Raw genomic sequence first — 21,465 nt, 5'->3', positions numbered from 1 at the left:
CGAATGAACTTCGACAGCTACTGGACCGCCGTCGACGACGAGCTGGCGGCGATCCCAGGCCGGCCGGTGCTCGACGTCGTACCGGCGCGGACGACCGACGAAGCCACGTTCTACACGCTGCGCATCACCAGCACCGGCCCGTACCGCGTGTACGGTAACCTCAGCATCCCGGCCGGCGACGGACCGTTCCCCGCACTCCTCATCACCCCGCGCTACGGCAGCGTCAACAACATCCCGCACCCGAACGACCGCGGCCGGTACGTCGTACTCAGCCTCATGCACCGCGGTCAGCGGCTCGCCGACGAGGGGTTCGCGGCGGCGTACCCGGGCTTGTTGACGATGGGCATCGACGACCCCGCGACGTACATCTACCGCGGCATCGCCGCCGACTGCCTGCGCGCGGCGGAGTTCCTGCACGGCCTGGCCGAAGTGGATCCGGAGAAGGTCGCGATCACCGGCGACGATCTGGCGATGCTGACGGCTGCACGGCGCCCCGGCTGCAGCTCGGTTCGCGTGACGGATCTCTTGTTCTACAGGGCGATGGAGTCACGCCTCAGGTCATCCCTCTATCCGCTGGAGGAGTTGAACGATCATCTCCGCGCAGGCTCCTCAGCCGAGACCCTCGCCACCACCCTGTCGTACTTCGATCCGGCGCGCCACGCGCCCGCGATCACCTGTCGGACGTTGTTTGCCATCGACAACGAAGACTGGTGCGAGTCGCTCATCTCTGCCACCCGGGATGCCGAGGTCTACACCGTGACCCACAGAGACGGCACCGACAACGACTTCCTCGATGCCTGGCTCGCGGAGCGATCCGGAGTACCTGCGATGTCAAAGTTCATCGCATGAGCACCCCGCTCGGCGTCCGCCAGGTCATCAACGCCAACGCCACGGTCACGTTCCTCGGCGGCTCGCTGATGCCGCCGCCTGTCATCCAGGCGATGGCCGACGCCGCGACCCGCTTCGTCGACCTCCCCGAGTTGCAGGTACGTGCGGGTGAGCGTCTCGCCGAACTGACCCACAACGAATCCGCCTACGTCACCTCCGGCGCCGCGGCAGCCATCACCCTCGCGATCGCGTCGTGCATCACCACCGAATCGCAAGCGTTCCCGACCGACGCCGAAGTCGTGATGTTCGCGAGCCAACGCAACGGCTACGACTACTCGGCCCGCTTCCTCGGCGTTCACATCCACGAGATCGGCCCGTCCGTCGAGGAGCTACAAGCAGCACTCGTACGACGGCCCGCCTGCGTGCTGTGGATGGCCGGCGCACACTATGCGACCGGCGCTCTCCCGATCGAGGAGGTAGTCCGGGTCGCGCAAGACGGCCCCGCGACGCCAGTGATCGTCGACGCTGCAGCCCAGATCCCACCTGTCTCGACGCTCTGGCGGTTCACCCGGGACATCGGCGCAGACGCCGTCATCGTCAGCGGCGGCAAAGGATTACGCGGGCCGCAGGCGAGCGGCCTCGTCCTGGGGAAAACCTGGCTGATCGACCGGATCCGCGCGCACTCGTCGCCCAACCACGAGATCGGCCGCGGGATGAAGGTCGGCAAGGAGGAGCTCCTCGGCCTGCTCGCCACGGTCGAGTGGACCCTTGAGCAGGACGAGGACGCGATGCTGGCGTCGTACGAGCGGATTGTCGATGACTGGATCACCGGATTGCAGGCGGTCCCCGGCCTGGCGGTCGAGCGCGGGTACCCGAGCGAGGCGGGCCAACCGCACAGCCGAGCGGTGCTCAGACTCCCTGGCACCCGCGACGAGGTGATCACGAAACTCTGGGACGGCAACCCCCGAATCGCCGTCGGAACCTTCGGCCTCCCGGACGACGCGATTGCCCTCAATCCCCAGACGCTCCAACCCGGCGAGGACAAAGTGGTTCTCGAAGCCCTGGTCAACCTCCTAAGCTCTGGGAATGGCGAGCAAGCCGGATGAGACGCGGGACGGCGTAGACCTGACCAACTTGGATCAGCCGTTGTTCGACGGGGCGGAGGCGACCAAGCGGGATCTGGTCGACTACCTGGACGCGGTGCACGAGCGGATCCTCCCGGAGCTGCGGGAGCGGCCGTTGTCGGTGATCCGGATCCGTCCGGGGCAGCCGAAGTTCATGCAGAAGAACGTTCCGAAGTACACGCCGGACTGGGTGAAGACCGTGCAGGTCTGGGCCGAGGCGTCGAAGCGCGAGGTGTCGTACGCGCTGTGCGACGACCGGCGGACGCTGCTGTGGTTCGCCAACCAGCGTGCCGTCGAGTACCACCCGACACTGATGCGGGCCGGTGCCTGGGACCACGTCACGCATCTCGTCCTCGACCTCGACCCGCCGGAGGGTGAGACATTCACGATGGCGGTCCAGGCGGCCTTGCTCGTACGCCAGGCGCTGACCGACTCCGGCCTGTCCGGCGCGGTCAAGACGAGCGGCGCGAAGGGTGTGCACGTGATCGTGCCGATCGTCGACACGGTGTCGATCGAGGACGCGGCGGCCGCAACCAGGGCGATCGCGGCGCGGGTGGAGAAGATCGATCCGGCGGTCGCGACCACGGCGTACATCAAGGACGATCGGCACGGGAAGGTGTTCGTCGACTCGACCCGTTCCGGCGGCGCGACGATCGTGGCCGCGTACAGCCCAAGGGTCCGGCCTGGTACGACGGTCTCGTACCCGGTGGGCTGGGACGACCTGGAGAGCGTCACCCCGCGCGACTTCACCGTCCGGAACGCGGTCCAGCTGCTGGGCGACCGCGACCCGTGGGCCGACGAGCTCCCGGCGCCGCAAGACCTCCCCGAGGACCTCCTGGAGGAAGGCCGCGCGATCCCGATCGCCCGAGTCGTCGCCATGCACGAAGGCAAACGCCGCAAACGCGCCCGCGAAGCCGCCGGCGAGGAATCCTAGACCTCGGTAGCCGTCTTCACACTGAGCGCTTCCTGCCGTACGTCGGGATGCGGATGCTTGCGCAACTCGGCCAGCAACTCGCGCCACACCGGAGCCCAACCGGTCCGGTGACCCGCCTCGGCGATCAGCGAACCGGCCAGCAATCCCGCCGCCAGCGTCTCGCCGCGAAGCAGGGCGCGGGCCGGCTCCTCAAGCAGCTCCGGTGTCCAACGCGAGGTGAGCACGCCCAGCCGCCCGCCGAGCCGGGACGACGCGTAGTGCGCTGCCAGCGGACGCCTTTCAACGGCCTCGACGAGAGCGCCGAGATCGGCCTGCAGGTTGTGCCAGTCGAGTGAATCGACGAGCAGATCCAACCGCAGCTGCAGCAGCTCCGGGCTGTCGAGTTCCGCGGCGACCGTCCTGAGGATCTGCCGGTCCGGCTTCGCATAGAACGTCTGGGTCAGGCGCTGCACCAGCACCTCGAGCCGCTGCCTGGCGGGATGATCGCGGTCGGGCGTCGCATCGGGCCGGCGTGGGTCGGCCTCGAGCCGGACCAAGAGACGGGCGGCCCGGACGAGCTCGTCGCCTACCAGCTCGGGGTCGATTGCGACCAGGGCTGTCGTCGCGTCGTTCCACACCATCGCTGTCGACAGATCCGTGATGAAGTCCACGCAGATCGGCGCCACCGCGGGATTCCACCGCGCCCACCGCGGCAACGACCGCACCGCACTCCGCACCACCTCCGGCTCAGGCCGGTTCGTCACCGCGACCAGCAGATCGGCATACCGAGCGCGGTACTTCGCCGCCATCCCGTACGCCGGCCGCTGCGTCAGCACCGTCGCTGTAGCCGCGCTGTCATGCACCGCCTGCTGCAGCAACGCCCAACTCGCCGGCTCATGCAGCAAGTACTGCGAAGCCGCGCTGGCAATCGCAGCCTTCACGTCGCGATGCGCCGAGGCCCACGCGTCCGCAAGAACGGCACTCGCGCCGGGAGCACGGAGCTTGCCCAGCAACCGCGCCGCCTCCTTGCGGGACGTGATCTTCACGCCCTTGCCGACCAGCACCGGATGCAACAACCCCGGCAACCGACTCGGACGCACAAACATCGCCGCCCGCGTCGCCGCATACATCGCAACCCGGGCGCGGTCGTCACCCGCGTGCGCGAGCAAAACCGGCAACGCCTCCTGTGGCGAATCCGTCCACGCCAACGCCCCGAGCGCAGCCTCCTGCAGCAGCACAGATTCATCCGTCAGGAACGGCTCGAGCGCAGCCCGTCCGGCGCTCGGCACATGCCCCAGCATCGACACCGCGTTCGCACGGGCCCAGTCCGGCATCCGCTCATCCGAGGCCGCGCCGGCCACGAGTTCGGCGTACCGCGCCTGCTGGCGGGGGAGCCAGCGGCGGATCGCGCGGTCCGAGACGTTCCAGGCCGGATGATCACGCTCGAACCGGCGGATCCGGTCGGGATGTGCGAGTACGACGTCCAGCAGATCGGTCCGTACCTCGGTCACCGCCTGCCAGACCGGATCCCAGCGCGCCATCCCGACATCGCGCCCGATGATCTGCGCGACCCGCTCGCCGCGCGTCGCGGACGGCCACAACCACAGCTCGGTCGCCTCGCCGACGGTGTACTCCTGGTTCGACCAGACCGCCTGTTCGAGCGCGGCCTGCAGGTGCTCGTTCGACCAGCCACGGTCGTCGAACGCTCGCGAGATCGCGAACGGCAGCCGGAACTCCTTCCGCGCCACCCCGTCGTCGACGTACTTCCGCAGTACGTCGTAGACAGCCGTCTCCCGGCCGCGCGGCAGCCCTTCGATCAGCCCGTACAGCGGGATCGACCCCTGGTTCTCCGTCATCCGCCCGTGCGCCTGCAACCCCCACTCCAGCAGGACCGGATCGTTGCGTCGGGCACCTTCCTGGACGGCGGTGGTCGCGAGCGTGCTGAGCGCTCGTTGGGTGCCCCAACTGGTGTCGCGCGCCTCCAATGCGCTCGTCAGCAAACTCTCGAGCGAGGCTGTCAGAGCGCCGCTCAGCATCGACGGCGGAAGGTTGCTGAGGGCACGCAGGACGGTCTGCCGAACGGTGTCGCGATCGTTGCGGGCTCGCGTCACCCAGGCGACCGCAGCCTCGACGGCGGCCGGCTCCCGCGAGTGGCCGGCCGACGCTACGACTAGCTGGTATACCAAAGCGCGATCGTCTGCGTCCGGCTGCGTGATCTCCGGCTCGAGCAGCGCGAACGCTTCGTCGTACGGCAGGAACGCGGTGGTGTGCCAGCGCGAGTGGTTGCCCTCAGCAATCGTCGGCAGGGCGAGCATCCGCCGGGCCTGCTCGAAGCGCACGGAACGGGGGAGGACAGCGAGCAGGTCCTCGCCGAGCACGTGCTGGCCGAGGTCGACCGTGCTGGTGATGCCGTTGAACACCGTCGCGCGGCGGGACGGCGGCAGGTCGCCGAGCAGCTCGGTCAGGTTCGGCCAGAGCAGCCGACCGAGCGCTATCAGTTCGTCGTCGGAGTAGCGGTAGAGCCGTCGGCGTACCGCGGGAGTAAGAGCCGCCCACCTCGGCCGCTCGGGCGTCAGCAGGATCTGCAGAACCGCTTCAGGATCCAGCCGGCCGAGGATCGAGGTGATTGCTGGAGGCAACTGATCCGGCAGCAGCGCCGAGGTCAGCAACTCGGTGACCTGGGCGCGATCGTGCTCGAGCGCCCCGACCACGCCGTACGCCGTGCCTTGCCACCACTCGTCGCGGTCCGGGCCGGACGGCAGCGTGCTGCGCGCGTACGCGAGAACGAGCTTCGGATGCCGCGCTCCGAGCCGCTCCCACTCGCCCGGACCGAGGATGTAGGCGAGCTCGGGCAGCAGCCGCTCGACGGTCTCACCGTCCGTGCTGGAGAGCAGGCTCGCGGCGGCACGGTCGCCCCAGCGCTCGCGGTGATCGTCGATCAAGCGGGCGGCGAGCGCGGATCGGCCGGTCTTGCGGATGACGTGCAGGAGCATCGTGCGCAGTACCGCGGGCGCGTCGTCGTACAGGATCCGCAGGTCGTCGTCCGAGACCGCGACACCCTTGCCGACCGCCGCGAGCGCGCGATGCTGCACCGCCGGCGTCGGGTCGTTGAGCAGCCGGGTCACATAGCCGACCTCACCCGTGACCTGCGCGATTGTGAGGCCGAGAGTCCGCTCGTACGGCGTTCCCCGCCCAAGCTCATCGAGCAGCTCGGCGGTCCCGCCCAACCGACGAGCTTCGAGCGCCACATGCCGCAACCGGTCGCCGTACGAAAGCTGGTCGATCGCCTGCAGCAGGTCCGTGGCTCGCATGACCCCATCCTGCCGAATGACCGGTCAACTCACCCGTTGCAGCTCCGCGAACGCCTCGGCGAGCTTCGGCAGCGTGTAGTGCGCGTTCAGGCCACTCGGGTTCGGGAGGACCCAGACGCGGGTCGTGCCGATCGTGCGGTCCTGCTTGCCTATGGCCGCCGTACGGTCGGCGAAGGCGTCGCGGTAGGCGGTGACGCCGAGGACTGCGAGCCACTCGGGCTGCACCTTGAGCACCTTGGCAACCAGATTCTCGCCGCCGGCGACGAGCTCCGGGCGGGTGAGCTCGTCGGCGCGGGCGCTCGGCTTGTCGACCACGTTGGTGATGCCGAGCCGATAGCTGAGCAACTCCTGCTGCTCGGCGGGCGCGAGTTGACGCGGAGTGAACCCACTCTGGTGAAGCGCCGGCCAGAACCGATTCCCCGGCCGGGCGAAGTGGTGCCCGGTCGCCGCTGACATCAGCCCCGGGTTGATCCCGCAGAACAGCACTCGCAGGCCGGGGCTGATGACATCGGGCAGAGCTTGCATGAGTGGAACGCTAACGTCAGTCGTTCTCGTTGTTCAGATTGCCTGGCAGTTGGGACGCGATACAGCTGCGCGCCACGAACAGCCAGATCGTCTCGCCCAGAGCGTCGACCCGGATCATCGCGGCGCCCAGGTCATTAGTGGAATACCGGTAGCCGCCGCTCGCCGGCAGGGTGAAGCCGACCGGATCGTGCAGGCTGCCGCCGGCGTAGGTGCTGTCGGTGAAGTAGTTGTAGTAACCGGTGCACGCCGACGGGTTGATGCTGACGATGATCGCCCCGTTCCCGGTGTGCGGCGCCGCGTCGAAGTCCCGGCCGAACGTACGGCGGTGGGACAACCGCTCACTCGTGTCGTCGCTACAGCTGGCCGCGACCGACGTCGAGTGCGAAGTGTCGAGGGCACCGGGCACCAGGAATGCGCAGAAGTTCGACCCGTCTCCGGCCCGCCAGCGGCCGAAGTGGAAGTTGTTCGACGTCGTCGTGTGTACGTCGAACCTCGTCCCCGCGATCGCCGTACCCATCACGTAGCCGCACGACTTGTTCGCGAGCCAACCGCCGGCCGGCATCACCCCGTGGTTGTTGCAGGCCGCCGGCTTCTGGACGTTGCCGATCGTCGTGTACTGGTTGACCGCGTGCGCCGGCTGGGCGAACGCCACCACGCCCAGCACCACCCCGCAGACTGCCGCGAGCAGTCGCCGCATCAGCAGAACCACCCGTCCTGGACCCAGCCGTCATGGTTGATGTCGCCGTACGCGAACCCCCAGGCCCACTCGCCGTGGATCTCCTTCACCAGGAAGGTCTGCGGCTTGTGCAGCGTGCCCATCCGGGCGCCGCCGGGCGCGACGCGCAGTTCGAGGTCCTGCGCGCAGACGGTCTCGCGGACGCCGACGTGACCGTTCGCGGCATTCGCGGGGACAGACGTGAGTACTGCGCCTGCGACTACCAGCGCACCGATCAGAGCGAGTCGTTTCATCACCACGACCCCCAGCCGCCGAGGCACTCGATCCGGACGAAGCCCCAGTCGTTCGGGCCGAAGTCCTGGATCGAGGCCCAGCCGTTGTAGACCGGGTGCTTGCCGCGGGTGTGGCCGACCTTGTCGCCGTACGTCAGGGTCCGCAGCGGGCGCACCGGACCGGGGATCGAGAAGTCGTAGTTCTCGTACATGGTCGCGTCCTGGCACACGATGATCGCGTGCTCGGGCACTTCGACCGCGTCTGCCGCAGGGGCGCCGGCAGTCAGTGCGGCACCGGTGACGGCGACCGCGGTGAGGAGGAGGGCGGGTTTCCGTGTCATCAGAACCTCCGTGTCGATGTCATCTGTGATGACGGTAGGACGTGTCTTCAGAGATGGCAAGAGCTGTCATCAGTGGATACAGTGAGCCCGTGAGCGAGCGGAAGGAGTATTACGGGCTCGCCGAGATCGCCGACGCGCTCGGCCTGAACCGGCAGCTCGTCACGGCCTGGCGCCGCCGTCGCAGTCACGGCATCCCGGAGCCGGACGGCGAGCTCTCGTCCGGCCCGATCTGGCGCGGTACGACGATCGAGCCGTGGATCGACGTGGTCCGTGAGCAGCGCGACGCACCGGCACAGCCGATCAGCCCGGAGCTCGCGTTGAAGGCCGGCCGGCGGATGCTCCGCGTCGCCGCGCTGCTGCTCGAGGAGCCGATCCGGTTGAAGCTGCTCAGCCAGGCGCTGGCCGAGGCCCGCGAGTTGCTGCCGGTCGTCGACGATGCCGCGGACGATCGGCTCGGCCGAGCGGTCCGGCAACTGCTGTCGCCGCTGCGTGCGACCGGTGACGATCCCGGCAATCTGCAGCGGTTCCGGCGCAAGGTCGTGGCCGAGTTGGCACAGCTGGAAACCCTGGTCGAACTGACAGCAGATTCCCTTCCGGAAGCGGACAGTGCCAGTTAGTGTGCGAGCCGTGATCGTCGACGTACCTGGCTACCGGCTGGCGGAGCCGCTGGGTGCGGGAGCGACAGGGGTGGTGTACGCCGCGAACCGGCTGGCGGACGGGGGCGCTGTCGCGATCAAGGTCGTGCATCCCGAGCTGGTCGACCCGCAGTACCGCGAACGGCTGCGGCGGGAGGCGCGGCTGGCCGCGGCCGTCGTCCATCCGGGCGTGGTGCGGGTGCACGAGGTCGGCGGTGAACGTGATCAGGCCTGGTTGGTGATGGACCGGCTGAGCGGCCCGGATCTCCAGCATTTACTGGACGCTGAAGGTCCGCTGCCGGTCGAGCGCGCGGTCGGGCTGATGACCGAGGTGGCCGATGCTGTCGACGCGATGCATCGCGCGGGTGTCATCCATCGCGACCTCAAGCCGGCCAACATCATCCTGAACGACGACCGCCCGATGGTCGGAGACTTCGGCGTCGCCCGTCAGCTCGCCAGCCTCGAATCCACCACCGGGCTGGACCTGAGCGGTGACGCCGCCTGGCTGCACACCGGCGCACCGTCCGGCCCAGCCCTCGGCACGATGGCCGGAACGATCGCGTACATGGCGCCCGAGCAGTGGCGCGGCGATCCGGTCACGCCCGCGACCGACGTCTACGCGCTCGGCGGCACGCTCTACAGCCTCCTCACCGGCAAGCGCCCGTACGAGCGTCGCACGCTCCCCGAGTTGGCGTATGCCGTCGCGATGCTGCCGCCGCCGATCACGGGCATCACGCAGTACGACGCCGTGATCCGGAAGGCGATGGCGAAGGATCCGGGGGAGCGCTTCGCGACGGCGGCCGACTTCGCGAAGGCGCTCGGCACGGGAGTTGTTCCGCGGCAACGCTCGACCAGACGGCTCCTGCTCGCCGGGGCCGGCGTCCTGGTGATCGCGGCGGTCGGCGGAGTGTTTGCCCTGCGCAACCATCAGGCGAATGACGATCAGCTGACGGTGTGCGCGCAGGACGCGACGGTCAGGGACGCGCCGCGGAGCCGGACGGTGGTCGCGACGGTGTACTACGGGGACCGCTTGACGCCGATCTCGCCGCGCGACGGCGACACCTGGGTGCATGTGCGACTGCCGGACGGGCGCACCGGGTGGTCGCTGACCGACTTCGTCCGGCACCACTGCTGATCGTCAACCCAGGGTTGACGCTGGAAGGTCGTCAACCTAAGGTTGACGCATGACTCCTGGACCTGATCTGCAGCAGCTCATCAACACGATCAAGACCGACGCCGGCAGCGACGACGAGCTCGAGCAGCTCGCGACCGCGGCCGCGACGATCAGCGAACTCACCACGACCGGCGACGCCGCGCTCGGGTTCTTCGTCGACCGGGCCCGCGGCTCGGGGAAGTCGTGGGTCGAGATCAGCGCGGTGCTCGGTGTCAGCAAGCAGGCCGCCCACAAGCGGTTCGCCGACTCCTGGACCGCGCGGCCGGCGTTCGAGCGCTACACCCAGCGGGCGCGTTCGGTGGTGCAGGCGGCCGCCGATATCGCCAGGGCCCGCAACCACGACTTCATCGGCACCGAGCACCTCCTGCTCGGGATGTACAAGGAGCCGGGCGCGATCGCCGCCAAGGTGCTCGTCAAGCACGGCATCACCGACGAATCGGTGCTCCGAGCTGTCGATGTCGAGAGCCCGGCCGCTGAGCCGTCGACCGAACCGAAGGAGCTCGACGCCGAGAACCCGCCGTACACCCGGCGGGCGGCGCATGTCCTGCAGGGCGCGGTCGGTGAGGCGCTCACCCTCGGCCACAACTACGTCGGCACCGAGCATCTCCTGCTCGCCTTCTACCGCGACCAGGCAGGTATCGCCACGAAGATCTTGCTCGACCAGGGCCTGGACGAGTCGGCGGCCTGGACCGATATTCGCGCGGCGCTGGAGGGATTCAAGAAGTAGGTTAGGCGCATGCCTGACTGGTCTGCGCGGTTGAACGAGTTGGCGGTAGCGGCTGAGGTGCCCGGTGCGGTGCTCGGCATCTGGCAGGACGGTGCGAGCACGATCACGCCGTACGGCGTGCTGAATGCCGCGACCGGGGTGGAGACCACCGGTGACTCGGTCTTCCAGATCGGATCGGTGAGCAAGCCGTGGACCGGGACGATGATCGTCCAGCTCGCCGCCGAGGGCTGGCTGCAGCTGGACGACCCGGTGATCAAACTGTTGCCCGAGGCACCTATCGATCCGCGGGTCACGGTCCGTCACCTGCTCACCCACACCAGCGGTATCGACGGCGACCTGTTCACCGACACCGGCCGCGGCGACGACTGCCTGGAGCGGTACGTCGCTCTGCTCGCCGACGTGGAGCAGCTGTTCGAGCCGGGTACGGCGTACTCGTACTGCAACGCGGGATTCGTCGTACTGGGCCGGCTGATCGAGGTCCTCGACGGCCGGACCTGGGACGAGTCGTTGCGGGCGCGTCTGGTCGAACCACTCGGTCTGACGCACACGGTGACGCTGCCCGAGGAAGCCATCCTGTACCGGGCCGCGCGTGGTCACACCGCCGAGGACGGCTCGCCGGTCAAGACGTGGCAGCTGCCGCGCAGCATCGGCCCGGCCGGGCTGATCACGGCGAGTGCCGCGGACCTGCTCGAGTTCGCCCGGATGCACCTGGACGACGAGAGGTATGCGGCGATGCAGGAGCCGCAGGTGCCGTTCGCCGGCGGCATCGGCGGCTTCATCGATCTCGGCCTGACCTGGCGGATCTACGACTGGGACGGCCGCCGGATCTTCGGCCACGACGGCTCGACGATCTCGCAGACCGCCTTCCTGCGGGTCGATCCCGACGCCCGGCTGATCATGTGCCTGCTGACGAACTCCGGCAACGGGACCAGGCTGTTCGAGCCGCTCGCCTCCGAGGTGTTCCAGCACTACGTGGGCGTCAGCCACCCCGCGGCGCCGCAACCGGTCGACGGTCCGGTTGACGACCGGCATGTCGGACGGTACGAGCGCGCCAGCGTGCGGCTGGACGTCGTACTGCGTGGTGACCGCCTCGTGCTGACCGAGGAGGCGACCGGGGACCGGCTGGCGTTCGCCGAGGAGCCGGTGCACGAGTACGACGTCCTGCCGACCGAGCCGCTCGACGGGGACCATTTCGTCGTTCGTTACTCTCCGGAGCACCCCTGGGTCCCGTTGACGTTCACACCGACTCACCTCTTCACCTCTGGACGCGTCACGCCCAGGCGGTGAGATAAACAAGGTGCAGTTTGGGCTGACCGAGCTAACGTCTTCAGCGTGACTAGTGCACCTGCTGAACTTCCCCGTAAGGCTGGTGACCTCCGGGCCGCCGGCTATCTGCCCCGGTCGATCAAGGCCGAAATCCGTGACAACCTGCTGAAACAGCTCCGGGCCGGACGTGATCCGTGGCCCGGCATCGTCGGATTCACCCGCACGGTGATTCCGCAGCTCGAGCGCGCGCTGCTCGCCGGGCACGACGTCGTACTGCTCGGTGAGCGCGGTCAGGGCAAGACCCGGCTGCTGCGCACGCTGGTCGGGCTGCTCGACGAGTGGACCCCGGTGATCGAGGGCGCCGAGCTACCCGAGCACCCGCTCGACCCGATCACCCCTGCCTCCAAGCGCCGCGCGGCTGAGCTCGGCGACGACCTGCCGGTCGCCTGGCTGCACCGCGACCTGCGGTACGCCGAGAAGCTGGCCACGCCGGACACCTCGGTCGGTGACCTGATCGGCGACGTGGACCCGGTGAAGGTTGCCGAGGGCCGCAGTCTCGGCGACCCCGAAACCATCCACTTCGGCCTGGTCCCGCGCTCGCATCGCGGCATCGTCGCGATCAACGAGCTGCCCGACCTCGCCGAGCGCATCCAGGTCGCGTTGCTGAACGTGATGGAGGAGCGCGACATCCAGGTCCGCGGCTACACATTGCGGCTGCCGCTCGACGTGTTGCTGGTGGCAACGGCCAACCCCGAGGACTACACCAACCGCGGCCGGATCATCACGCCGCTGAAGGACCGGTTCGGCGCCGAGGTCCGGACCCACTACCCGCTCGACATCGACGCCGAGGTCGACGTGATCCGGCAGGAGGCCGAGTTCACCGCCGAGGTCGGCGAGCCGCTGCTCGAGGTACTGGCGCGATTCGTCCGGCACCTGCGCGAGTCGACCGCGATCGACCAGCGGTCGGGTGTGTCCGCCCGGTTCGCGGTCGCCGCGGCCGAGACGATCGCCGCCGCCGCGTTGCGCCGGAGCGCGATCACCGGCGAGACGCCGGCCGTCGCGCGACCGGTCGACCTGGAGGCGGTGCCCGCAGTACTGCGGGGCAAGCTCGAGTTCGAGCCGGGTGAGGAAGGGCGCGAGATCGAGCTGCTCGAGTACCTGCTGCGTCGGTCGGTGGCCGACACGGCACGCGAGCGCTTCGCCGGTCTCGACCTGACCCCGCTCGCCCATGCTGTTGCCGACGGCAACCTTGTGACGACCGGCGAGCGGGTGCCCGGCCGGGACGTGCTGGCCGCGTTGCCCGAGCTGCCCGTCCTGCACGATGTTGCCGCCCGCGCCGGCGTCGAGCCGGACGACTCGTCCGGCCGGATCGCCGCCGCCGTCGAGCTCGCCCTGGAGATGCTCTACCTGTCCAAACGAGTCGCCAAGGACGCCGACGACGACACGACGGTTTACGGCGGCTGATCATGTCGTCGATTCCAGAGGGCTGGTCGTACGGGCCGTGGCACGACGGGCCTGATCCGCTCAAGGCGCCCGCGGATCTGCGGGACGCGCTGGACGAGATCGGCCGGGACGTGATGAACGGTTCGTCGCCGCGGTCCGCGCTGGAGGAGTTGCTCCGGCGCGGGACCCGGAACACTCAGGGTCTGGACGACCTGAGTCGCCGCTTGTGGGAGCGCCGTCGCGAGATCGAGCGGCGGCACAACCTCGACGGCACGCTGCGCGACGTACAGCGGCTGTTGAACGAGGCGCTGGAGGCGGAGCGGCACGAGCTGTTCCCGAACCCGTCCGACGACGCCCGGTTCCGGGAGGCTCAGCTCGACGCACTCCCGTCGGGTACGGCGGCCGCAGTACGGGAGCTGGCCAACTACGACTGGCAGTCGTCGGAGGGCCGGCAGAAGTACGAGGAGATCCGCGAACTGCTCGGGCGTGAGCTGCTCGGGTCGCGGTTCGAGGGCATGAAGGAGGCGCTGCAGCAGACCACGCCCGAGGACGTCGAGGCGATCAACGAGATGCTGACCGACCTCAACGCGTTGCTCGCGGCGCACGCGCAGGGCCGGCCCGAGGTGCCGGAGCTGTTCGAGGAGTTCATGGCCAAGCACGGCGAGTTCTTCCCGGAGAACCCGCAGAACGTCGAGGAGCTCATCGACGTACTCGCGCAACGGGCGGCCGCGGCGCAGCGGATGATGAACTCGATGACACCCGAGCAGCGGGCCGAGTTGATGGAGTTGTCGCAGCAGGCGTTCGGCAGTCCGCAGCTCGCGCAACAGTTGTCGCAGCTGGATGCTCAGCTGCAGGCGCTGCGACCGGGCGAGGACTGGTACGGGTCCGAGCAGATGAGCGGTGAGGATCCGCTCGGTCTCGCCGAGGGTGCGCGGGCGATGTCTGACCTCGCGGAGCTGGATGCGCTGGCCGAACAGCTGGCGCAGTCGTACCCGGGCGCACGGCTCGAGGACATCGACCTCGACGCGCTCACCCGGCAATTGGGTGATGAGGCAACGGTCGACGCGCGTCGGCTGAGCGAGCTGGAGCGGGAGCTGCGCGATCAGGGTCTGATCGAGCGGGCGCCGGACGGTTCGCTGCGGTTGTCGCCTAAGGCGTTGCGTCAGCTCGGCCAGACCGCGTTGGCCGACGTACTGCGGGCTGCTCGTGGGTCCGGTGAGCGGGACGCGGCGAACGCCGGCGCGGCCGGTGAGTTGAGCGGGTCGACGCGTCAGTGGGAGTTCGGCGACACCCAGCCGTGGGACGTGCCGCGGACGGTACGCAACGCCGTACTGCGGACCGCCCACACCGGTGGCGGCGGCGTGAAGCTCGACGTGGCGGATGTGGAGATCGCGGAGACCGAGCATCGCGCTCGCGCTGCGGTCGCGTTGCTGGTCGACACGTCGTGGTCGATGGTCCAGGAGGGCCGCTGGCTGCCGATGAAGCGTACGGCGCTCGCGCTGCACCAACTCATCTCGACGCGCTACCGCAACGACGCACTCCAGCTGATCACCTTCGGGCGGTATGCCGGCGTCGTCGAGCTGCCGCAGTTGATCGGGATGGAGGGCACCTGGGAGCAGGGCACCAACGCGCACCACGCGCTGCTCCTCGCCGGGCGCCACCTTCGTCGCCACCCGGACGCCCAGCCGGTCGTCCTCATGGTGACCGACGGCGAGCCGACCGCTCACCTGGAGCCCGACGGTACGGCCGAGTTCTCGTACCCACCCGAGCCGGCCACGCTTCGCAAGACGATCTTCGAGGTCGACCGCCTGGCCAAGCTGGGCGCCACGCTGACCGTCTTCCGTCTCGGTGACGACCCGCGGCTGAATGCGTTCGTCGACCTGCTCGCCCGGCGCAGTGGCGGCCGGGTCCTCGCGCCCGACCCCGACGGCCTCGGCGCCGCCGTCGTCGGCGACTACCTGAGGACGCGCCGCAAGCTCTAACGCACTCTGATCGCGTGATCCGGGGCCTCGCCTTGGAGGATGGCAGCCAGTACGTCGATGCCGTCCACCAAGCGAGGCCCCGGCCGCGCGAAGTACCCGTTCGCGTCGACCGCCCACACCTGCGCGTCCGCGGGCAACGGCAACTCCGCAGTCAGCTTCGCGGCACCGTCCAGATCAAACCCGCAGGGCGCCGACACAATCACCTCGGGTCGCGCGGCGCGTACGTCGTCCCAGGTGATCGAGACCGACCGCTGACCGGCTGTTCCCAGCACATTCGTCCCACCCGCAAGCTCCACCATCTCCGGCAACCAATGCCCCGGCGCAAACGGCGGATCCGTCCACTCGAGCAACGCGACCCGCGGCCCTGCAACCAGATGCTGGTGTTGCTTGAGCCTGTCGCGCAGTTCCTCAACGAGGGGCGTGCTGTCTCGACCGATCGCCTTTGCGACCGTCTCGATCGACGCCACCACCTCATCGAGGTTGTGCGGATCCGTGGTGACGACCTCGGCCCGGCAGCCCAGATAGCTGAGTGCTTCCTCGACATCGGTCACCTCGATCGCGCACACCGCACAAAGGTCCTGCGTGATCACCACATCCGGCGCGAGCTCCCGCAGTACACCAGCGTCCAGGTGATATAGATCCTCCCCGGCCGCCACCTTCCGCCGTACGACGGCGTCGATCTCACCCGGCGTCAGGCCCTCGGGCAACGCCGTGGTCGACACGATCCGCCGACCCCGTGCCGCAGCCGGATAGTCGCACTCGAACGTCACGCCGACGACGTCGTCTCCGGCACCGAGCGCGAAGCAGATCTCGGTCGCCGAGGGCAGCAGGGAAACGATGCGCACCCGCCGACTCTAGCTGCCGGCAACGACCGGTACCCCGACCAAACCGCGCTTACGCGTCCCGCCTGTGATTCATTTTGAGACAGCCCGATTGTCTCGCGTTGTCAACCAGGGAAGGGTTTTCCGGCCTTCGACCTGTGGGGAGCGTCACGTCAGCATCGTGAGACCAGTGTTCAACTGGACTGGTTTTTAGGCTTACCCTGAAAGCACGCCCCCGCCGCCGGAGTCGACGGGCCAGCGGGTTATCTGCCCGCGCCTGAAAGCACCCGCCTGCAACCCAGGGAGTGACCGTGCCGAAACTCGTCTACGACTTCGCCGAAGGCAACAAGGACATGAAACAGCTGCTCGGCGGGAAGGGGGCGAACCTGGCCGAGATGACCAATCTCGGCCTGCCGGTACCACCCGGCTTCACCATCACCGCCGACGCCTGCCGTGCCTACCTGGAGACCGGCGCGGTGCCGGCCGACCTCGCCGACGAGATCGACAAGCACGTCGATCTGCTGCAGCAGAAGATGGGCAAGAAGCTCGGCCAGGCCGACGACCCGCTGCTGGTCTCGGTCCGCTCCGGCGCCGCTGTATCGATGCCAGGCATGATGGAAACCGTCCTGAACGTCGGCCTCAACGACGACTCGGTGAACGGTCTCGCGCACCAGTCGGGCAACCCGCGATTCGCCTGGGATGCGTACCGGCGACTGATCCAGATGTTCGGCAAGACCGTGCTCGGGATGGAAGGCGACGTCTTCGAGGACGCGATCGAGGCGGCGAAGGAAGCCAAAGGCACCCGCAACGACCTCGACCTGGACGCCGACGACCTGAAGGCTCTGGTCGAGACCTTCAAGCGAGCCGTCCACGACCACACCGGCCGCGAGTTCCCGCAGGACCCGCGGACCCAGATGGACCTGGCGACCGAGGCCGTGTTCCGCTCGTGGAACTCCGACCGCGCAATCCTCTACCGCCGCCAGGAGCGGATCCCGACCGACCTCGGCACGGCGGTCAACATCTGCTCGATGGTCTTCGGCAACCTCGGTATGGACTCCGGCACCGGCGTCGCCTTCACCCGCGACCCCTCGACCGGTCAGCACGGCGTGTACGGCGACTACCTGCAGAACGCGCAAGGCGAGGACGTCGTCGCAGGCATCCGCAACACCGTCCCGCTCGCCGATCTCGAGCAGCTCGACAAGACGTCGTACGACGACTTGATGCAGATCATGGCGACGCTCGAAGGGCACTACAAGGACCTGTGCGACATCGAGTTCACCGTCGAGCGCGGCAAGCTGTGGATGCTGCAGACCCGCGTCGGCAAGCGGACCGCCGCGGCCGCGTTCCGGATCGCGACCAGCCTGGTCGACGAAGGCGTGATCGATACCGACGAGGCGCTCCGGCGGGTGAAGGGTGCGCAGCTCGCGCAGCTGATGTTCCCGCGGTTCGACGCCGACGCCGAGAAGGACCTGATCACCAAGGCGATCGGGGCCTCGCCGGGCGCGGCATCGGGCAAGGTCGTGTTCACCTCGGCCGCGGCGGTCGAGGCCGCGGACCGCGGCGAGAAGGTCATCCTGGTACGGCGTGAGACGAACCCGGACGACCTGCACGGCATGATCGCGGCGCAGGGCATCCTGACCAGCCGCGGCGGCAAGACCTCGCACGCGGCGGTTGTTGCCCGCGGCATGGGCAAGACCTGTGTCTGCGGCGCCGAGGACCTCGACGTGAATGTTGCCCAAGGCACCATCAAGGTCAACGGCACGATCATGGAAGCCGGTGAGCTGATCTCGATCGACGGCACCACCGGCGAGGTCTTCCGCGGCGAGGTCCCGGTCGTCCCGTCACCGGTCGTGCAGTACTTCGAGGGCACGCTCGCCCCGGAAGCCGGCGACGAACTCGTCGCGTCGGTGCACCGGTTGATGACCCACGCGGACGAGGTACGGCGTCTCGGCGTACGGACCAACGCGGATACCGCGGACGACGCGGCGCGGGCGCGGCGGTTCGGGGCCGAGGGCATCGGGTTGTGCCGGACCGAGCACATGTTCCTGGGGGAGCGGCGCGAGTCCGTCGAGCGGTTGATCCTCGCGGAGAGCGACGCCGAGCTCGAGGCGGCGCTGGCCGAGCTGGAGCCCTTGCAGCGTGGGGATTTCCTGGAGTTGCTGACCGCGATGGACGGCCTGCCGGTGACGATCCGGTTGATCGACCCGCCGCTGCACGAGTTCCTTCCGTCAATGGAGGAGCTCGCGGTGAAGGTCGCCGTGGCGCGTGAGCGCGGCGAGGACCCGGGTCGCAACGCGGCGCTGCTGGCGGCGGTCCAGCGGCTGCACGAGCAGAACCCCATGCTCGGTCTGCGCGGCGTGCGGCTCGGGCTGGTCATTCCGGGGCTGTTCGCGATGCAGGTACGGGCGATCGCGTCCGCGGCTGTCGAGCTGCGGGGCCGGGGCAAGGATCCGCGGCCGGAGATCATGATCCCGCTGGTCGGCGCCGTACAGGAGCTGCACCTGGCCCGCGACGAGGTGGAACGCGTGCTCGCCGAGGTCGGCGTCGCGGGGGAGATCCCGATCGGCACGATGATCGAGTTGCCGCGGGCCGCGGTGATCGCGGACCAGATCGCGGAAGCGGCCGACTTCTTCTCGTTCGGTACCAACGACCTGACCCAGACCACGTGGGGCTTCAGCCGCGACGACGTCGAGAGTGCGTTCTTCTCGCGGTACCTGGAGAAGGGGATCTTCGCGGTGTCGCCGTTCGAGTCGATCGACCGCGAGGGCGTCGGCGCGTTGGTGCGGACCGGAGTGGATCGCGGTCGCGCGACCAAGCCCGATCTCAAGCTCGGCATCTGCGGCGAACACGGCGGCGACCCGGACAGCATCCACTTCTTCCACGACGTCGGCCTCGACTACGTCTCCTGCTCGCCGTTCCGTATTCCGGTGGCGCGGTTGGAAGCCGGGCGGGCAGCATTGGCGGGTGAGTAGAGAGAGTCTCAGGCAGACCTTCGGGGAGGACGCGGAGTTGTACGACCGCGTCCGCCCCACCTATCCAGCCGAACTCTTCGACGACCTGGCCGGGATCGTGGGCGACCATCCACGTGTCCTCGAGATCGGCCCCGGCACCGGCCAGGCAACGTCCGCCATGGTGGACCGCGGCTGGCCGGTCACCGCCGTTGAACTCAGTCCCGACCTCGCCGGCGTGCTGAAGCGCAGGGTTCCAAGCGTCGACGTAGTCGTCGCGGACTTCGACACCTGGGACCTGCCGGCGCAGACCTTCGACCTCGTCGTCTCGGCGACCGCGTTCCACTGGCTCGACCCGGCAACGCGCATGCAGCGATGTGTGGACGTCCTGCGGCCGGGTGGCGCGCTGGCGGTCGTGTCGACACATCACGTCGCGGGCGGAAGCCAGCAGTTGTTCGCCGACGTGCAGTCCTGCTACGACCGATTCACCGACGACGCCACCACGGACGGATTACCCGCGGCCGACGACGTACCTAATGATCCTGAAGGGCTCGAACGAAGTGGGCTTTTCGGGTCCGTCGAGTTTCGCAGATATGTCTGGGATGTGGACTATTCGGCCGCGCAGTACCTCGAACTTTTGTCCTCATACTCGGGTCATCGGGCCTTGACAATCGAGCGGCGTGACCGACTGTACGACTGCATCGGCGCTCACATCGAGGCAGCCGGGGGCTCGATCACGAAGCGTTATTTGAATCAACTGTCTGTAGGAATTTCTCTTAACCAACCCCTTGCGTAGCGGGTCATGGACTGGTCAGAATAACCGGGCGGGAAGGGAGATCACTCGTCGACTTTCGGGTCTGACCTGAACCAGCCGCTGTGGCGGCTCGTGACTCCCTTTCCCGCACCAAATCCCTTTGTTTCTTCGGTCGTTGTAGGGTTTCGGCATGGCCCTTTATGTCGTGCAGCTGCGCTTCGACCCCGCCGACACCGACCGCCGTCTCGAGGTCCGTCCGGCCCACCGCGAGTACCTGACCGAGCTGAAGGAAGCCGGCAAGCTCGTCACCGCCGGACCGTTCCCCGACCAGACCGGCGCCCTGCTCATCTACGACGTGGCCGACGAGGCCGAGCTCCGCGACATCCTCGCCAAGGACCCGTACACCCCGGCCGACGTCTACGAGATCGCCACGCTCTCGGAGTGGCAGCCCCTGTTCCCGATCAGCTGAGCGACCCCAGCAACGCAAGCGTCTTCGCCCAGCCCTGCAGGAGCGCTGATTCGTTCGCAGGGCGGGTGCCACCGAGCGCGGTCGGCCCGATGATCGGGTGGTCGAGGATCGTGCCGTGCGGTAGGTACGGTGTGCCGCCGACGCCGTGACCCGCGCCGGTGACGATCACCGCCTCGTGCGGGAACTCGGCATGTGCTGTGTCGAGTTCCTGCATGATCAGCTCCGCGGACTGCCTCGAACCCCACTGCGCGTCGGCGGAGCCGGCCACGGCGAGGACCGGACCGTCCACGCCGTCGACTGGGATCTGATCCTCCGGCGCCAACGGCTTGCCCTGATAAGTCCACGCCGCGCCGCCTTGACGGGGGAAGGAGCCCGTCAGGTGGGCGCCCGGCGCGAACAGCACGGTCCCGTCGATGAGATCCGGGAAGTGATCGGCCACCAGCAATGCCGCCTCGGTGCCGAACGACGTACCCATCACGACGAGGCGCCCCGGATCGACCCCGGGTTGCCTCGCGAGCCAGGCGGCCGCCGACGCGAAGTACTCGAGCGGGATGTTGTTCAGGTCGTCCGGCACGCCGGACGCGTGGAAGTACGCCAGCGCCAGCACCGGATATCCGTGCGACGCCAACAGGTTCGGGCTCGACTGCGGAGGTATGCCGCCTTCCGAGCCACCGAGGAGGAGGACAGCGGGATGCTTCGCGCCGTCCGGCTTCGGGGCGACGTAGATCCCGGTGAGCTTGTCCTTCGCCATCGTGAGCGACCGGCTTGTCACGCCGGCGGACGTCCACTGCCGGGTGAGCGCCGTACTCCCGAGCCGTTTCCCGTCGCGGGTCACGAAGACGTCGAGGTGCTCGACGAATCGTCCGTTGTCCGTCGGCGGGATGTATGACTGCTTGTCAGGATCGCCGTCAGGCGGGTTCATCGACCAGAACAGACCCATCCCGTCGACGTTCTGGTAGCTCCCGCTCGTGGGCTTCGCGGTGTCGAGGTCGACGGTGCCGTGGGCGTCGGCGGTGAACGTCGCTTCGCCGTGCCACTTCTTTCCGTCCCGGTCTACCGCGTCGGCGCCGACGGTTGCCGACTTGTTCGCGGGTAGGTCGGTCACCTTCAGGTGGACCGGTTGGTCGGCCAGCGTCACCGCCTGGTCGACGGTGAGGGCAGCGTGATCGGATCCGCCCGAGGAACATCCCGCCACCATCAGGCAACAGGCGAGCGCAGCCGGCAACGATCGGTTCACCGATCCAGATTGACACCCG

The 21,465-nt window shown here is 68.5% G+C and carries 19 protein-coding genes; 12 read left to right on the top strand and 7 right to left on the bottom strand.

The genetic code is table 11. The features are described from left to right. The first annotated feature begins 3 nt into the window (after window positions 1-3). From ACFWUU_RS03135 to ligD, 3 genes are read left to right on the top strand one after another with little or no spacing between them, the layout of a single operon-like run. Window positions 4-849, top strand: a complete 846-nt coding sequence (locus ACFWUU_RS03135) for an acetylxylan esterase (RefSeq protein WP_380172233.1) — start codon at window positions 4-6, stop codon at window positions 847-849. After that, window positions 846-1,934: a hypothetical protein gene (locus tag ACFWUU_RS03130; RefSeq protein ID WP_380172231.1), complete on the top strand. Its 1,089-nt coding sequence runs from the start codon at window positions 846-848 to the stop codon at window positions 1,932-1,934. The genes ACFWUU_RS03135 and ACFWUU_RS03130 overlap by 4 nt, the downstream gene beginning before the upstream one ends. Continuing rightward, on the top strand, window positions 1,915-2,886 hold the full coding sequence (gene ligD / locus ACFWUU_RS03125; protein ID WP_380172229.1) for a non-homologous end-joining DNA ligase: 972 nt from the start codon (window positions 1,915-1,917) through the stop codon (window positions 2,884-2,886). Before ACFWUU_RS03130 ends, ligD begins: the two co-directional genes overlap by 20 nt. Here the strand turns inward: ligD and ACFWUU_RS03120 are convergent. The 5 genes from ACFWUU_RS03120 to ACFWUU_RS03100 are packed head-to-tail and all read right to left on the bottom strand — an operon-like array spanning window position 2,883 to window position 7,990. Beyond that, entirely contained in the window at window positions 2,883-6,176 is a 3,294-nt protein-coding gene (locus ACFWUU_RS03120) for a HEAT repeat domain-containing protein (protein WP_380172227.1), read from the bottom strand. The two genes, ligD and ACFWUU_RS03120, sit on opposite strands and share 4 nt — an antisense overlap. A 24-nt stretch (window positions 6,177-6,200) precedes the next feature. After that, the gene (gene mug, locus ACFWUU_RS03115; protein ID WP_380172225.1) at window positions 6,201-6,701 is read right to left on the bottom strand and encodes a G/U mismatch-specific DNA glycosylase; all 501 of its coding nucleotides are present in this window, start codon (window positions 6,699-6,701) and stop codon (window positions 6,201-6,203) included. Between the two features lie 16 nt (window positions 6,702-6,717). Next, window positions 6,718-7,398, bottom strand: a complete 681-nt coding sequence (locus tag ACFWUU_RS03110) for a hypothetical protein (RefSeq protein ID WP_380172223.1) — start codon at window positions 7,396-7,398, stop codon at window positions 6,718-6,720. Beyond that, a complete protein-coding gene (locus ACFWUU_RS03105; protein WP_137253872.1) occupies window positions 7,398-7,670 on the bottom strand; it encodes a hypothetical protein in 273 nt (90 codons plus the stop codon). Before ACFWUU_RS03105 ends, ACFWUU_RS03110 begins: the two co-directional genes overlap by 1 nt. Further along, window positions 7,670-7,990, bottom strand: coding sequence for a hypothetical protein (locus ACFWUU_RS03100; protein ID WP_380172221.1), 321 nt, complete (start codon window positions 7,988-7,990; stop codon window positions 7,670-7,672). The genes ACFWUU_RS03105 and ACFWUU_RS03100 overlap by 1 nt, the downstream gene beginning before the upstream one ends. Before the next feature lie 89 nt (window positions 7,991-8,079). Between ACFWUU_RS03100 and ACFWUU_RS03095 the strand changes: the two genes are divergently transcribed. The 6 genes from ACFWUU_RS03095 to ACFWUU_RS03070 are packed head-to-tail and all read left to right on the top strand — an operon-like array spanning window position 8,080 to window position 15,217. Continuing rightward, entirely contained in the window at window positions 8,080-8,607 is a 528-nt protein-coding gene (locus ACFWUU_RS03095) for a hypothetical protein (protein ID WP_380172219.1), read from the top strand. A 10-nt stretch (window positions 8,608-8,617) separates the two neighbouring features. Then, window positions 8,618-9,760: a serine/threonine protein kinase gene (locus tag ACFWUU_RS03090; protein ID WP_380172217.1), complete on the top strand. Its 1,143-nt coding sequence runs from the start codon at window positions 8,618-8,620 to the stop codon at window positions 9,758-9,760. A 49-nt stretch (window positions 9,761-9,809) separates the two neighbouring features. Next, window positions 9,810-10,526 carry a Clp protease N-terminal domain-containing protein gene (locus ACFWUU_RS03085; RefSeq protein WP_380172215.1) on the top strand — a complete coding sequence of 239 codons (717 nt, stop codon included), beginning with the start codon at window positions 9,810-9,812 and terminating at the stop codon, window positions 10,524-10,526. Between the two features lie 9 nt (window positions 10,527-10,535). After that, window positions 10,536-11,813 (top strand): serine hydrolase domain-containing protein, encoded by a 1,278-nt coding sequence (locus ACFWUU_RS03080; protein ID WP_380172213.1) that lies wholly within the window; start codon window positions 10,536-10,538, stop codon window positions 11,811-11,813. Between the two features lie 45 nt (window positions 11,814-11,858). Beyond that, window positions 11,859-13,256, top strand: a complete 1,398-nt coding sequence (locus tag ACFWUU_RS03075) for a sigma 54-interacting transcriptional regulator (protein ID WP_137253878.1) — start codon at window positions 11,859-11,861, stop codon at window positions 13,254-13,256. A 2-nt stretch (window positions 13,257-13,258) separates the two neighbouring features. Then, on the top strand, window positions 13,259-15,217 hold the full coding sequence (locus tag ACFWUU_RS03070; protein WP_380172211.1) for a VWA domain-containing protein: 1,959 nt from the start codon (window positions 13,259-13,261) through the stop codon (window positions 15,215-15,217). On the opposite strand, the gene ACFWUU_RS03065 is transcribed toward ACFWUU_RS03070, so the two are convergent. After that, window positions 15,214-16,062: a cobalamin-binding protein gene (locus ACFWUU_RS03065; protein ID WP_380172209.1), complete on the bottom strand. Its 849-nt coding sequence runs from the start codon at window positions 16,060-16,062 to the stop codon at window positions 15,214-15,216. The two genes, ACFWUU_RS03070 and ACFWUU_RS03065, sit on opposite strands and share 4 nt — an antisense overlap. Before the next feature lie 287 nt (window positions 16,063-16,349). On the opposite strand from ACFWUU_RS03065, the gene ppdK reads away from it, so the two are divergent. The 3 genes from ppdK (at window position 16,350) to ACFWUU_RS03050 (ending at window position 20,209) form a co-directional block, all read left to right on the top strand. After that, window positions 16,350-19,010: a pyruvate, phosphate dikinase gene (gene ppdK, locus ACFWUU_RS03060; protein ID WP_380172207.1), complete on the top strand. Its 2,661-nt coding sequence runs from the start codon at window positions 16,350-16,352 to the stop codon at window positions 19,008-19,010. A 37-nt stretch (window positions 19,011-19,047) separates the two neighbouring features. After that, window positions 19,048-19,782 carry a class I SAM-dependent methyltransferase gene (locus tag ACFWUU_RS03055; protein WP_380172205.1) on the top strand — a complete coding sequence of 245 codons (735 nt, stop codon included), beginning with the start codon at window positions 19,048-19,050 and terminating at the stop codon, window positions 19,780-19,782. A gap of 148 nt (window positions 19,783-19,930) precedes the next feature. Continuing rightward, window positions 19,931-20,209 (top strand): YciI family protein, encoded by a 279-nt coding sequence (locus ACFWUU_RS03050; RefSeq protein WP_380172203.1) that lies wholly within the window; start codon window positions 19,931-19,933, stop codon window positions 20,207-20,209. On the opposite strand, the gene ACFWUU_RS03045 is transcribed toward ACFWUU_RS03050, so the two are convergent. Next, entirely contained in the window at window positions 20,202-21,446 is a 1,245-nt protein-coding gene (locus ACFWUU_RS03045) for an acyl-CoA thioesterase/BAAT N-terminal domain-containing protein (protein ID WP_380172201.1), read from the bottom strand. The genes ACFWUU_RS03050 and ACFWUU_RS03045 overlap by 8 nt on opposite strands. Between the last annotated feature and the right edge of the window lie 19 nt (window positions 21,447-21,465).

This window comes from Kribbella sp. NPDC058693 (assembly GCF_042715335.1).
Lineage (GTDB): Bacteria > Actinomycetota > Actinomycetes > Propionibacteriales > Kribbellaceae > Kribbella > Kribbella jiaozuonensis.
Note: the sequence above shows the minus strand (reverse complement) of the source record. Positions and strands in the feature narration are given on the sequence as shown.

What these genes read in the sequence shown, in the direction of transcription:
- ligD (WP_380172229.1), top strand. Translation starts at nt 1,915, where the DNA reads ATGGCGAGCAAGCCGGATGAGACGCGGGACGGCGTAGACCTGACCAAC.
- ACFWUU_RS03120 (WP_380172227.1), bottom strand. Translation starts at nt 6,176, where the DNA reads ATGCGAGCCACGGACCTGCTGCAGGCGATCGACCAGCTTTCGTACGGC.
- ACFWUU_RS03085 (WP_380172215.1), top strand. Translation starts at nt 9,810, where the DNA reads ATGACTCCTGGACCTGATCTGCAGCAGCTCATCAACACGATCAAGACC.
- ACFWUU_RS03070 (WP_380172211.1), top strand. Translation starts at nt 13,259, where the DNA reads ATGTCGTCGATTCCAGAGGGCTGGTCGTACGGGCCGTGGCACGACGGG.
- mug (WP_380172225.1), bottom strand. Translation starts at nt 6,701, where the DNA reads ATGCAAGCTCTGCCCGATGTCATCAGCCCCGGCCTGCGAGTGCTGTTC.
- ACFWUU_RS03135 (WP_380172233.1), top strand. Translation starts at nt 4, where the DNA reads ATGAACTTCGACAGCTACTGGACCGCCGTCGACGACGAGCTGGCGGCG.
- ACFWUU_RS03105 (WP_137253872.1), bottom strand. Translation starts at nt 7,670, where the DNA reads ATGAAACGACTCGCTCTGATCGGTGCGCTGGTAGTCGCAGGCGCAGTA.
- ACFWUU_RS03080 (WP_380172213.1), top strand. Translation starts at nt 10,536, where the DNA reads ATGCCTGACTGGTCTGCGCGGTTGAACGAGTTGGCGGTAGCGGCTGAG.
- ACFWUU_RS03100 (WP_380172221.1), bottom strand. Translation starts at nt 7,990, where the DNA reads ATGACACGGAAACCCGCCCTCCTCCTCACCGCGGTCGCCGTCACCGGT.
- ACFWUU_RS03110 (WP_380172223.1), bottom strand. Translation starts at nt 7,398, where the DNA reads ATGCGGCGACTGCTCGCGGCAGTCTGCGGGGTGGTGCTGGGCGTGGTG.
- ACFWUU_RS03130 (WP_380172231.1), top strand. Translation starts at nt 846, where the DNA reads ATGAGCACCCCGCTCGGCGTCCGCCAGGTCATCAACGCCAACGCCACG.
- ACFWUU_RS03050 (WP_380172203.1), top strand. Translation starts at nt 19,931, where the DNA reads ATGGCCCTTTATGTCGTGCAGCTGCGCTTCGACCCCGCCGACACCGAC.